Raw genomic sequence first — 12490 nt, 5'->3', positions numbered from 1 at the left:
CGATATCGAGAGTTCAAACCGCCCCATCGGGCGGTTTTTTCGTTTGGGGCCGGTCGTCCCAGATCATCTCTTCCGACCAGCCGAGTTCTGCGAAGTCCCTGGCGCGAAAGGATGCTTCGTCCCAGGCAAAGAACTCGTCGAGTTGCGGCGGAGGGACCTTCGTGCCGCTCAGCATGGCATGGGCTTGGCCACGATGGTGGATCTGGTGCTGGAACACGTGCAGGAGCAACCGGTCGGCGCGCTCGGACTGGATGGTCGTGCCGCGATGGACCTGGATCATTTGATCGAGGGTGCCCTCACCGATGGCCTCGCACCACGCGATCAAACGCCGGTCGATCATCGCCTGAGCCGGCAGAAGCTCCTTGACCGCTGGGCAGGGCAAAGGGTTGGCGAAGGCCGCAAGACCGAGCGTTCCGCCTTCGAGCGCATCGACATAGAACCGGTCGACGGCGAGGATGTGGTTCAGGGTCGATTGGAGAGACGGAAAGAAACTCGTCCGGGTCGCTTCGAACTCGCCTTGCGTGAGTCCGGCGCAGGCCGACAGCAGGCGGTGGTTCGCCCAGGCGTTGTTGTAGGCCAGCGAACGAAAAGTCAGCCGTTGCGAAGCGGGCACGTCATCCTCCGTGGCAAGGACGGAACGTCTCAAGGATGACGAGCGCTATTCCTCGATCGAGGCGGTGGCCCATCAAATCCGCGAAAGATCTGTTGATGGCAGTGAAACGGATACGGGCGCCAGGAAAGGTGGCCGGCTGGAGACGGTGTTGTAGAGGCAACAATCGTCCCCAGCCTGGCCGAGCCTACGAACTCCCAGGAGATGCGGCGGACCTGAGCATCCGTAAGGCATAACTGCCCCTTCGAGGGGCGTATGAGATGTGAACATAAAGGAAACATCGGACAACACAAGAGCCCGATATTCCTGATATTCTGTAATGTCACTCCTACGCTAGCAGGTGCCGGCGCAAAGGCAAGGCTCGGTTATCCAGCGTCGGGCTTAAGCAGCAGTCGGTCGATAAGCCCGCGGCGCAGCCCGTCCTTGGGGCAGGATCAACGCGTCGGGCCGTCCGCTTCCAGATAGGTTTTCACCGTGGCGATGAACTTGGCGACGGAGATGGGCTTGGACAGGTAGGCCTCGCAGCCGCCCTCGCGGATCCGCTCCTCGTCGCCCTTCATGGCGAAGGCCGTGATGGCGATGACCGGGATGGATTTGAGGTCGTCATCGGCCTTGAGCCAGCGGGTGACCTCGAGTCCGGAGACTTCGGGCAGCTGGATGTCCATGAGAATCAGATCGGGCTTGTGGGCGCGCGCCAGCTCCATCGCCTCGATTCCGTGCCCCGTCTTGAGCGTGGCATAGCCATGCGCTTCGAGGAGGTCGTTAAAGAGCTTCATGTTGAGCTCATTGTCCTCAACGATGAGCACGGTCTTTTTCATTGCCGCGATCCTAAAGCATGATCAGGCGAGGTGGATACCGGTTCGCCGTAAAGATCGTGCGTTGAAACAAGAACAGGTGACCAAAAACCGACTTCACCGGCCCACATATTCATCCGATGATGACCGTAGTTTCGAACTTATTGACGAAATGAGAATCCCGCCGTGAAAATGCACGCACTGCCTCAAAAAACCTCCGCCGACGAGGCGGAAGCCCTCGCCGTGGCGGCATTTTCGGCCATTATGGGCGACGAGGAAAGGATGAGCCGCTTCATGGCCGTCTCGGGCCTCCGGCCGGACACGATTCGCGAGGCCGCAGGCTCACCCCGATTCTTCGCCGGCATTCTCGATTACGTGGTCGCCGATGAGCCGCTTCTCATCGCGCTGGCGAGCGAAATGAATGTGAAGCCCGAGCGGCTGATGGGCGCGCACATGGCCCTTTCGCCCTCCGAGTTCGAGTAACAAGCGCCGTGAGCGGCACCCCCCTTTGCCGGGATTGTCTGACCTTCGCGACGGGGCCTGCGGCTTCCCGTTGCACCGTCTGCGGCTCCCCTCGCCTGCTCCGGCACAAGGAGCGCGATACCCTCTCCATCGCCCATGTGGATTGCGACGCATTCTTCGCCGCGGTGGAGAAGCGGGACAATCCTAGCCTTGCCGACAAGCCGGTCATTATCGGCGGTGGCAAGCGCGGCGTCGTGGCGACCTGCTGCTATGTCGCCCGCACCTACGGCGTGCGTTCGGCCATGCCGATGTTCAAGGCGCTCGACGCCTGTCCCCATGCGGTCGTCGTGAAGCCCAATATGGAGAAATACCGCATCGCCGGCCGCGAGGTGCGCCAGCTCATGCTGGAGCTGACGCCGCTGGTGGAGCCGGTTTCCATCGACGAGGCCTTCCTCGACCTCTCCGGCACCGAGCGGCTCCATCACGGCAGTGCCGCCGTAACCCTGGCGCGATTTGTCCGCCGGGTGGAGGACGAGATCGGCATCACCATCTCGGTCGGGCTCTCGTACAACAAGTTTCTGGCCAAGATCGCGTCCGATTTCGAGAAGCCGCGCGGGTTTTCGATCATCGGACGGGAAGAGGCCGCGGATTTTCTGGCGGACAAACCGGTCTCGATGATTCCGGGCATCGGCGCCGCCGCGCAGGCGCGGCTGGCGCGGGCTGGCATCACGCGCATCGCCCACCTGCGGGATGGTTCGCTGCGGGCGCTCTACGAGGCGCTCGGTCGCGATTCACAGCGGCTGGCGAAGCTCGCATGGGGACAGGACGACCGCCGCGTCACGCCGGAGCGGGAGACCAAAAGCGTCTCGGCCGAGACCACGTTCGACACCGATCTGCGCTCCTTCGACGACCTCGAACCGATCCTGTGGCGGCTTGCCGAGAAAGTGTCCCGCCGTCTCAAGGCAGCAAACCTCGCGGGGCAGAGCATCACGCTGAAATTGAAGGATTCGGAGTTCCGCATCCTGACCCGCACCCGTTCGGGCCTGCCGCCGACGCAGCTGGCGATCCGCCTGTTCGAGCCGGCGCGTCAGCTGCTGAAAGCCTCGTGCGACGGCACCGCGTTTCGCCTCATCGGTGTGGGGGCGGCGGATTTGTGCGACGCTGTGGAGGCCGATCGCGGCGATCTTGCCGATCAGAGTGTGGTGAAACAGGCCCATATGGAATCGGCCATCGACAAGATCCGCGACAAGTTCGGCATCGACGCCCTGCAGAAGGGCATCGCGTTGCGCAGACCTCAGCGCTGACAGGCGGTGCTCGGCTGGATTTGCAGATTCTGCAGATCGCCTTTCAAGACGAAATCGCCGTAATCGAGCTTCAAGGCGCGGCTGATGCCGTTCTCATAGAGCTCGAACGACACCGTGTAGGCTGGAACGCGGTCGGCGGAGCCATCGGCGAAATAGCTGATCGTCACGGGCCAGCGCGGGACCCTCAGCAGGTCCGCCTGCCGGCTCGCCTCGTCGAGATCGCTGCCCGCTCCGGGTTCGATCTTGCGGCCGATGACCCCGAGCGTATCGTAGATCTTTCTGCCGTCGTCGGAGCCGTCATAGACCTTCACCGCGAGAGTCGTCTGTCCGTGGCGGGCGGCCTCGATGACGCGCTTGAGATGCTCGGTCGGGAAGACCGGCTGCCCTGCCGCCGAGAAACCCGCGCTCCTAGGTTGTTTGAACCGCACGTCAAGCGAGCCATCAGGCCGCAATTGCGCGTCGCCATCGACGCCGCTGGAAACCGTGCTGCCGCTTGTCGACGTGGTCTTGAACCGCATCGACAATCCGTCGCCGGCCTCATAGGTGGCGGTTTGCGTGTCAACCGTCCGGGCACCGGTCTCATTGCTGTTGAGCACGGTGACCTGACGGTAGTTCAGCGTATAGCCGTCGCAGGCGTCCCCGCCGAAATCCATCGCGATGCGACCACGTGCGGAATCGAGACCGCGGGCGCCCTGCGAGCGCAGGAGCGAGAGGTCATAGACCGCCCGATGCGGCACGAGCTGCACCGTCGGCTTTACCGGCTGTGCGGCGGCCGGCGCGAGCGCCGCGAGGGTCAGGCCGGACACGATGACGAGGAACCGCATGCATTCTCCATTTTCCTTTAGCCACGATAGAAGCGTCCTTCCTCCACCGCAACGTTGCAGCTTGCTTCTCCTTGCCGCCCCCTTGCGTCCTTCTGGCTCATCCGCCACAACGTGGCCGGATCAACGATCAGGCCGAGGCTTCACATGAGCAATGTCGACAAGAAACTCCAGGAACTGGGCATCACCCTGCCGACGCCCGCGGCACCGGTGGCGAATTACGTGCCCTTCGTGCGGACCGGCAACCTGATCGTCATTTCGGGCCAGCTCTGCCTCGGTGCCGACGGCAAGCTTGCCGACGCCCACAAGGGCAAGCTCGGAGCGGAAATTTCGCCTGAAGCCGGACAGGCCGCGGCGCGCCTCTGCGCCATCAACCTGCTTGCGCAATTGCGGGCGGCGATCGGCGATCTCGACCGGGTCGTGCGGTGCGTCCGCCTCGGTGGCTTCATCAACGCCACACCCACCTTCGCAGCATTGGCGCCGGTCATGAATGGCGCCTCCGACCTGATGGTCGAAGTTCTGGGGGACAAGGGCCGTCACGCCCGCTCGACGGTCGGCGTCGCCGAATTGCCGCTGGATGTCTGCGTCGAGGTCGAAGGGATGTTCGAAGTCCAATGAGCACCCCAAGCTGGCTCGTCGCGAAGCCCATCGCCCATCGCGGCCTTCACAACAAAACGCAAGGCATCATCGAGAACACGCTCGCGGCCGCCGAGGCAGCAATCGTTCACGGGTTTCCCATCGAGTGCGACGTGCAGCTCACCGCCGATGGCGAGGCCGTGGTGTTCCACGATTTCGACCTCGCCCGTGTCACCGCTGCCGAGGGCCGAGTGATCGACCGCAAGCTCGCGGATCTCACCGCCATCACGATCTCGGGCTCGGTTAAGGGCGACAAGATCCCGTCGCTGCAGGGATTCTTGAGCCAGATCGCCAAGCGCGTGCCGCTTGTGATCGAGATCAAGAGCAAGTTCGACGGCGATCTGCGCCTGACAAAGCGCGTCTGCGAGATCCTGGCCGATTACCATGGGCCGTTCGTCATCAAGTCGTTCGATCCGGTCATCGTGGAAGCGCTCCGGACGCTGGCACCGAACGTCTCGCGCGGAATCATCGGTGAGCTGCATTACGCCTCAAAGACCGACAGCATCCTGAGCCCCGAGCAGAAGCACCGGTTGGCGAACCTGCTGCATTTCAACGAGTCCCAGCCGCAATTCATCTCATGGAAAGTGCACGATTTGCCATGCGCCGGACCCTTCCTGTCCCGGCTCCTCGGCAACCTGCCGGTGATGGCCTGGACCGTGCGCAACCCGGAAGAGCGCGCCCGGGCCGAGAAGAACGCGGACCAGATGGTGTTCGAGGGATTCCTGCCGTAGGTCCGACCGCTCTCCTCCCCCTTGCGGGGAGGAGTTGGAGGTGGGGGTCGAACGACTGGGTTGAACGCAAATCGAAAGAAGCGGCGAGAACTTGAAGACGCCGCATCTTGACTTTGCGACCCCCACCCTGAGCCCCCGCAAGGGGGAGGGAAAAGCGCGCCCTCGGCGCCCCGTCGCATTGCCAGCACCTCGCCATCACCTTACCTATGAGAGGCAACGGCGAGATTCCGCTTTCACGTGACGCTCCGTGTAAAAATGATCCAAGGGCTGGGATCGGTTTCGGCCGCGTCCTGGGATGCCTGCGCGCCATCCGGACGTGGCGACGAAGACCCGCATAACCCATTCGTGTCCTACGCCTTTCTCTCCGCGCTCGAGGATTCCGGCTGCGTCGGGAAACAGACCGGCTGGGCGCCCCTCCACATCCTGGCCGAAGGCGGCGACGGCGCGCTGCTCGGTGCCGCACCCTGCTATCTTAAGTCCCATTCCATGGGCGAGTACGTCTTCGACCATGCATGGGCCGACGCTTATGAGCGGGCGGGCGGGCGCTACTACCCCAAGCTTCAGGTGGCGGTGCCGTTCACTCCGGCGACGGGCCCGCGCCTTCTCGTGCCGGATGGACCGCGCGCCGGGGAAATCCGCGACCACCTGATCGCAGGCCTGCGCGCTGTCCGGCAGCAAACCGGCGCGTCCTCCATCCACGCAACGTTCCTTCAGGAAACTGATCTCGACGCCTTCACGTCGCGCGGATTTTTGCGCCGGGACGACCAGCAGTTTCATTGGTTCAACGAAGGCTACGCGACGTTCGAGGAATTTCTTGCCGCCCTCTCCTCTCGCAAGCGCAAAGTGATCCGCCGCGAGCGGCGCGATGCCGTCCTTCACGACATCACCATCGAATGGCTGACCGGCCCCGAGATCACCGAGGCGCATTGGGACGCGTTCTACGCGTTCTACATGGATACCGGCTCGCGCAAATGGGGGCGGCCCTATCTCAATCGGCTGTTCTTTTCCCTCATCGGCGAGCGGATGAGCGAGCGGGTTCTGCTCGTGATGGCAAAACGGTCCGGGCGCTACATCGCAGGCGCCATCAATTTCATCGGCGATCGCAGGCTCTATGGGCGGAACTGGGGCTGCATCGAGGATCATCCGTTCCTGCATTTCGAGGTCTGCTACTATCAGGCGATGGATTTCGCCATCGCCCGCGGGCTCGATCGCGTGGAGGCAGGAGCGCAAGGCGAGCACAAGCTGGCGCGCGGCTACAAGCCCGTCATCACCTCATCGGCCCATGATATTGCCGATCCGGGCCTGAAGCGCGCGGTCAGCGACTACCTCGCGCAGGAGCGGCGCTACGTTCTGGAGGCCGCAGACGAATTGTCGTCGGCGACGCCGTTCCGGCGTGGGGAGGAATAGCCGCGTCATTCCGGGGCGAGCGGAGCGAGAGCCCGGAACCTATAAACGCTAAAGGATCAGAACGAGCAGTGCCGGCCGTCGCTGCCTTGTCCTGCAAGGCGAGCGCGTCTGGGTTCCGGGCTCCGCTTCGCGGCCCCGGAAAGACGCGAGCGAACCCTACAAATTCTGCGTGATGGTCGTCAGTCCGTTGAAGATCGCCGAGAATGACGTGCCGACCGCGGCGAGCATTCCCTCCGCCAGCCAATAGCTGCCGACCACGATCACCGGCACGAGGATCCACCCGAGGATCTCCTCGAACCACACGCGTTTGCGCCGGCGGTTCCGGCGCTGTTCGCGCCAGGACAGCTTCGCCGGAGCGATGGTCGGGGCGGCCTCGAGAGGGCCTTCGTGCAATTCGGTCGTCATGCCTTAACCAGCGGAACCTTGGGAACGGTGCGGATGCCTCCGCCGCTATTACCACCCGATCCCTTCGGCTTCACGGTTTTTTTTGGCTTGCTCGATCCCGCCGTCTTCACCCTCGGCTTGCGCTTGGCCGCGACCTTTTCGGGTTTCGGCTTCGCCGGACCCTCGGGGTACTCGAAGTCGAGCGTCTTGAGGCCGATATCGTCGGTCTTCACCACGACCCGGACGGCGCCGCCATTCTTCAACCTGCCGAACAGGACGTCCTCGGCGAGCTGGGTCTTGATGCTCATCTGGATCAGGCGCGCCATCGGACGGGCGCCCATGGTCTCGTCATAACCATGCTCGACCAGCCACTCGCGGGCCTCTTCAGCCAGTTCGATCGACACATTGCGGTCGGCCAGCTGCAGTTCGAGCTGCATGATGAACTTGTCGACGACCTTCTGCACGACCTCCTTCGGCAGGTGGCCGAACGAGATGATGGCGTCCAGGCGGTTGCGGAATTCCGGCGCGAAGAGCTTGTTGACCGCCTCGGTATCGTCTCCCTCCCGCTTGGAGCGGGTGAACCCATAGGCCGGGCGCGCCATGTCGGCGGCGCCGGCATTGGTGGTCATGATGATAATGACGTTGCGGAAGTCGACCTGCTTGCCGTTGTGATCCGTCAGCTTTCCATGATCCATGATCTGGAGCAGGATGTTGAACAGATCCGGGTGCGCCTTCTCGATCTCGTCGAGCAGCAGCACGCAATGCGGATGCTGGTCGATGCCATCGGTCAAGAGGCCGCCCTGGTCGAAGCCCACATAACCGGGAGGCGCGCCGATCAGGCGGCTGACCGTGTGGCGCTCCATGTATTCCGACATGTCGAAGCGCAACAACTCGACGCCGAGCGAGACCGCCAGTTGCTTGGCGACCTCGGTCTTTCCGACGCCGGTGGGGCCGGCGAACAGATAGGAGCCGATCGGTTTTTCCGCATCGCGCAATCCCGCGCGGGCGAGCTTGATGGCCGAACTCAGCGCATCGATCGCCTTGTCCTGACCGTAGACGACCCGCTTGAGGGTTTCCTGGAGATGCGCCAGAACCTCAGCGTCGTCCTTCGACACGGTCTTGGGCGGAATCCGCGCCATGGTGGCAATGGTCGCCTCGATTTCCTTGATGCCGATGGTCTTCTTGCGGCGGTTCTCCGGCAACAGCATTTGCGAAGCGCCGGTCTCGTCGATCACATCGATCGCCTTGTCGGGGAGCTTGCGGTCATTGATGTAGCGCGCCGACAATTCGACAGCCGCCTTCACCGCCTCGTTGGTGTAACGGAGCTTGTGGAATTCCTCGAAATACGGCTTCAGGCCCTTCACGATCTCGATGGTGTCGGGCACCGACGGCTCGTTCACGTCGATCTTCTGGAACCGCCGAACCAGCGCGCGGTCCTTCTCGAAATACTGACGATATTCCTTGTAGGTGGTGGAGCCGATGCAGCGCAAAGTTCCCGATGCCAGGGCCGGCTTCAGGAGGTTCGACGCGTCCATGGCGCCGCCGGAGGTCGCGCCTGCACCGATCACCGTGTGGATCTCGTCGATGAACATGATGGCGTTCGGGTGCGCTTCGATCTCTTTCATCACCTGCTTGAGGCGTTCTTCGAAATCGCCGCGATAGCGGGTGCCGGCCAGCAGCGTGCCCATGTCGAGGGCGAAGACCGTGGCGTCCCGCAGCACCTCGGGCACCTCGCCCTTGATGATCTTGCGGGCAAGGCCTTCCGCAATGGCGGTCTTGCCGACGCCGGGATCACCGACGAGCAGCGGGTTGTTCTTCTGGCGCCGGCACAGGACCTGGATCGTGCGCTGCACCTCCATCTCGCGGCCGATGAGCGGATCGATCTTGCCGTCCTTCGCCTTTTTGTTGAGGTTCACGCAATAACTATCGAGCGCGTCGCCCTTTTTCTTAGGGCGAACCTCGCTCTCGTCGGATGCGGGGCGCTCGTTGCTCTCCTCCTCGGCGCCGCGCGGGGCGCGGCCTTCCGTCAGGCCGGGGCGCTTGGCGATGCCGTGGCTGATGTAATTGACCGCGTCGTAACGGGTCATGTCCTGCTCCTGCAGGAAATAGGCCGCATGGCTCTCTCGCTCGGCGAATATCGCCACGAGCACGTTGGCCCCCGTCACCTCGTCGCGACCCGAGGATTGAACATGAATGACGGCGCGCTGGATCACGCGCTGAAAACCCGCTGTCGGTTTTGAATCCTGGCGCCCGTCCGACACCAGATTGGCAAGCTCGCCGTCGACATATTCCACCAGATTACGGCGCAGCAGGTCCACGTCCACATTGCAGGCCCGCATCACAGCCGCCGCGTCCTGGTCGTCGACCAGCGCGAGCAGCAAATGCTCGAGGGTGGCATATTCATGACGGCGCTCCCCTGCGATCGCAAGGGCGCGGTGTAAGGCTTGTTCCAGACTGCGAGAAAAGCTCGGCAACGGCTTGTCCTTAATGAGACGGCGTCTCGGCTAATTCTTTTCCATTACACATTGCAGCGGGTGCTGGTGCTTGCGGGCGAAATCCATCACCTGCGTCACTTTCGTTTCCGCCACCTCGTAAGTAAATACTCCACATTCCCCGACGCCGTTCTGATGAACGTGGAGCATGATGCGCGTGGCGCCTTCGCGGTCCTTGTTGAAGAACCGTTCCAGCACATGCACCACGAACTCCATCGGGGTGTAGTCATCGTTTAAAAGCAAAACACGGTAGAGATTGGGCCGTTTCGTCCGTGGTTTGGTCTTTGTGACGATCGCCGTTCCCGAGCGACCGTCATCGCCGCCGCCGGGCGTTTGCGCCCCCGCGCCCGTGACGGATATGCGCTCGGCTCCAGCGGAAATGCCCTGACCTATCCGCAGCATCATGTTTCGACCGACCCCTTGCATATGACCCGCGGCGCGGCCCCGTTCGCGACCGCGTCGCTGATGCAAATGTATAGTCGCTCCACCTGCTTCGCTAGATCAACAAGGTGGGTGGTCGCACGGTTCACGGAAAGCGCGACATTTTCGCCGGAGGCGCGGCGCGCGGGGGCGTCACAAAAAAACGCCCGGCGCGAAGGCCGGGCGTCGAAAGGCTCAACAAATCGGACGGGGGCGATTACGCCGCCGTGAATTTGGAATAGAGACCCTGGATCGGCTTGAACGCTTCCGTAGCGAAGGACGAATAGAGCTCGCCCAGCTTCGTCGACTGGCTCACGAGGCCTTCATAAGCGCCCTTGACGTATTCGGTCTGGATTTCGACCGCCTTCTCGATGGTCTTTGCGCCCGCGAGCTGCTCTATGGCCGAGGAGTTGCGCTCGATCGCCTTGCGTGCAAAGTCGCTTGACTCGGCAGCAATCGCTTGCGCACCTTTAGAAAAAGTGCCGACCGCCTGAATGGCGGCTTCCATGTTTTCTTGGCCATATTTCTGGAATTGGTCGAAAGACGGAATCATGGGAGACCTCAAGGTTAGACTTAGGGGGCTGGAATGTGTCAAAACCCAATATGTGCACCGCACAATAATTGTCAAGAAAATTGTGCACCGCAATATAACCCTCCGTCTATTTCCCTCGCGTTAACCCGCCCGTAACCGCATCCCCCTAACTTCCGAGACTGTGTTGTGCCGGCAACGATCTCCACCAAGGAGCGGTCGGCGTGGGGCCTGAGACCAAGCTAAGCAGGGACCTTTACAGGATGAATTCGGTACGCGTTTGGGTCGGACGTCGAAGGACACTGGCTCTTGTCGGTGTGGCAGCGGCTTCGCTCGTCATCGCTATCACCTCCCCGGCGGAGGCTGCTCGCCGCAAGAAATCCGGCGGAGGATACAATCCTCCGAGCGCATCCATCGTTGTAGATGCCAAGACCGGAAAGGTCCTGGACGCGGAGAATCCCGACGCCATCCGCCATCCCGCCTCGATCACCAAGGTGATGACGCTTTATCTGCTCTTCGAGCAGCTCGAGGCCGGCAGGGTCAGGCTGAATACCCCGTTCACCGTTTCCGCTTACGCGGCCCGTCAGTCTCCCTCGAAGCTCGGCCTGCCCCCCGGCCAGACCATCGAGGTCGAAGACGCGATCCTCGCGCTGGTGACGAAATCCGCCAACGACATCGCGGTGGTAGTGGCTGAAAACCTCGCCGGATCCGAGGACGCGTTCGCCGACCGCATGACCCGCAAGGCGCGCCAGCTCGGCATGTCCCGCACCGTATACCGGAACGCGTCCGGCCTTCCCGATCCCGAGCAGGTGACCACGGCCCGGGACCTCTCCATCCTCGGACGGGCGATCCAGGACCGATTTCCCAAGTACTACACTTATTTCAACACCCGCGTTTTCAATTACGCGGGCAAGAGCATGCGCAACCACAACCGTCTCCTTGGCCGGGTCGAGGGTGTGGACGGCATCAAGACCGGATTCATCGGCGCGTCGGGTTTCAACGTTCTGACCAACGTCAAGACCGACAGCCGTCATGTGGTCGCCGTGGTCCTGGGAGGCCGTTCTGCGTCGTCCCGCGACAACACCATGGCAAATTTGATCGGCACCAATCTTCCCCGCGCCTATGCGGGTGCCCGCATCGCTCCGCCGGTCGTCGAAGGCGGCAGCCGCGAGATCATGGTGGCCGACGCGTCGCCGGCGGCGACGATCCCGGCCCAGAGCGCACCGGTCGAAACAGCCGCTGCCGTCGAGCCGACGCCCGTGCCTCCGGCTCGCAAGCCGCTCGATATCAGTACCCTTCGCCCCGTCGTTGCCTCGGCGTCGGGCGCAAGCGGCACCACCACGCCGTCCTCCGGCGTTCGCTGGCAGAAGGGCGCACAGCCCCTGCCCCTGAACGCACAGGCCTTCGCGGCCCTGCAGGAGGCCGATGAGATTTCCGAAAAGCAGAAGCTGGCGCTCGCCGCAAAGATCGAAGCCCGCGTGCCAGCATCCTCCCCGACGCAAACCAGCGCGGTGAAGACGGCGTCGCTGGACAATGCCGAAACCGTGAGCCCGGAGCCTGAGGCTGCCAAGCCCGCCGCACGGCAGGCTGCTTCCGGGTGGGTGATCCAGTTGGGGGCGACGGATGACGAGGACAAGGCAAAGGCTGTCCTCGACCGCGCCGGCAAGTTTGTGCCGAAAGCATCGCCCTTTACCGAAAAGGTAACGGTTGGCGGCAATACTCTCTACCGGGCTCGCTTTTCGGGCTTCGAGGAATCGAGCGCCGCGCAGGATGCCTGCAAGGCACTGAAGAAAAGCGGATTCACCTGCTTCGCGGCGCGAGGCTGAGGCATGATGCCGAAAGCGTGGGAGCAGTTCTGGGTGACACCATGCTCCAGTTCGTCGGCATTGATCACGTCCCG

The 12490-nt window shown here is 62.8% G+C and carries 13 protein-coding genes; 6 read left to right on the top strand and 7 right to left on the bottom strand.

Annotation, left to right across the window (positions count from 1 at the left end; translation table 11 throughout):
• Positions 1–13 precede the first annotated feature (13 nt).
• Together FEZ63_RS06075 and FEZ63_RS06070 are read right to left on the bottom strand one after the other, a co-directional pair.
• Positions 14–613: a DinB family protein gene (locus FEZ63_RS06075; protein WP_150942744.1), complete on the bottom strand. Its 600-nt coding sequence runs from the start codon at positions 611–613 to the stop codon at positions 14–16.
• 431 nt (positions 614–1044) lie between these two features.
• Positions 1045–1428, bottom strand: a complete 384-nt coding sequence (locus FEZ63_RS06070) for a response regulator (protein ID WP_150942743.1) — start codon at positions 1426–1428, stop codon at positions 1045–1047.
• 168 nt (positions 1429–1596) lie between these two features.
• Between FEZ63_RS06070 and FEZ63_RS06065 the strand changes: the two genes are divergently transcribed.
• Together FEZ63_RS06065 and FEZ63_RS06060 are read left to right on the top strand one after the other, a co-directional pair.
• A complete protein-coding gene (locus FEZ63_RS06065; protein WP_244622665.1) occupies positions 1597–1887 on the top strand; it encodes a DUF3572 domain-containing protein in 291 nt (96 codons plus the stop codon).
• 8 nt (positions 1888–1895) lie between these two features.
• Complete coding sequence (locus tag FEZ63_RS06060; protein ID WP_150942741.1) at positions 1896–3170, top strand: DNA polymerase IV; 1275 nt, start codon at positions 1896–1898, stop codon at positions 3168–3170.
• Here FEZ63_RS06060 and FEZ63_RS06055 read toward each other — a convergent pair.
• Positions 3161–3994 (bottom strand): cell envelope integrity EipB family protein, encoded by an 834-nt coding sequence (locus FEZ63_RS06055; protein WP_150942740.1) that lies wholly within the window; start codon positions 3992–3994, stop codon positions 3161–3163. The genes FEZ63_RS06060 and FEZ63_RS06055 overlap by 10 nt on opposite strands.
• A gap of 144 nt (positions 3995–4138) precedes the next feature.
• On the opposite strand from FEZ63_RS06055, the gene FEZ63_RS06050 reads away from it, so the two are divergent.
• The 3 genes from FEZ63_RS06050 to FEZ63_RS06040 all read left to right on the top strand — a co-directional run bounded on the left by FEZ63_RS06050 (position 4139) and on the right by FEZ63_RS06040 (position 6765).
• A complete protein-coding gene (locus FEZ63_RS06050; protein WP_150942739.1) occupies positions 4139–4609 on the top strand; it encodes a RidA family protein in 471 nt (156 codons plus the stop codon).
• Positions 4606–5358 carry a glycerophosphodiester phosphodiesterase family protein gene (locus FEZ63_RS06045; RefSeq protein WP_150942738.1) on the top strand — a complete coding sequence of 251 codons (753 nt, stop codon included), beginning with the start codon at positions 4606–4608 and terminating at the stop codon, positions 5356–5358. The genes FEZ63_RS06050 and FEZ63_RS06045 overlap by 4 nt, the downstream gene beginning before the upstream one ends.
• Before the next feature lie 255 nt (positions 5359–5613).
• Complete coding sequence (locus FEZ63_RS06040; RefSeq protein ID WP_150942810.1) at positions 5614–6765, top strand: GNAT family N-acetyltransferase; 1152 nt, start codon at positions 5614–5616, stop codon at positions 6763–6765.
• A gap of 156 nt (positions 6766–6921) precedes the next feature.
• Here the strand turns inward: FEZ63_RS06040 and FEZ63_RS06035 are convergent, their stop codons facing one another.
• From FEZ63_RS06035 to FEZ63_RS06020, 4 genes are all read right to left on the bottom strand, one after another.
• The gene (locus tag FEZ63_RS06035) at positions 6922–7170 is read right to left on the bottom strand and encodes a hypothetical protein (protein ID WP_150942737.1); all 249 of its coding nucleotides are present in this window, start codon (positions 7168–7170) and stop codon (positions 6922–6924) included.
• A complete protein-coding gene (gene clpA / locus FEZ63_RS06030) occupies positions 7167–9623 on the bottom strand; it encodes an ATP-dependent Clp protease ATP-binding subunit ClpA (protein ID WP_150942736.1) in 2457 nt (818 codons plus the stop codon). Before clpA ends, FEZ63_RS06035 begins: the two co-directional genes overlap by 4 nt.
• Before the next feature lie 30 nt (positions 9624–9653).
• Positions 9654–10043, bottom strand: coding sequence for an ATP-dependent Clp protease adapter ClpS (gene clpS, locus FEZ63_RS06025; protein ID WP_150942809.1), 390 nt, complete (start codon positions 10041–10043; stop codon positions 9654–9656).
• A gap of 235 nt (positions 10044–10278) precedes the next feature.
• Positions 10279–10614, bottom strand: a complete 336-nt coding sequence (locus FEZ63_RS06020) for a phasin family protein (RefSeq protein WP_150942735.1) — start codon at positions 10612–10614, stop codon at positions 10279–10281.
• A 239-nt stretch (positions 10615–10853) separates the two neighbouring features.
• On the opposite strand from FEZ63_RS06020, the gene FEZ63_RS06015 reads away from it, so the two are divergent.
• The gene (locus FEZ63_RS06015) at positions 10854–12416 is read left to right on the top strand and encodes a D-alanyl-D-alanine carboxypeptidase (RefSeq protein WP_150942734.1); all 1563 of its coding nucleotides are present in this window, start codon (positions 10854–10856) and stop codon (positions 12414–12416) included.
• Positions 12417–12490 lie beyond the last annotated feature (74 nt).

The sequence above is a fragment of the Microvirga brassicacearum genome (assembly GCF_008757455.1).
Taxonomy (GTDB): domain Bacteria; phylum Pseudomonadota; class Alphaproteobacteria; order Rhizobiales; family Beijerinckiaceae; genus Microvirga; species Microvirga brassicacearum.
Note: the sequence above shows the minus strand (reverse complement) of the source record. Positions and strands in the feature narration are given on the sequence as shown.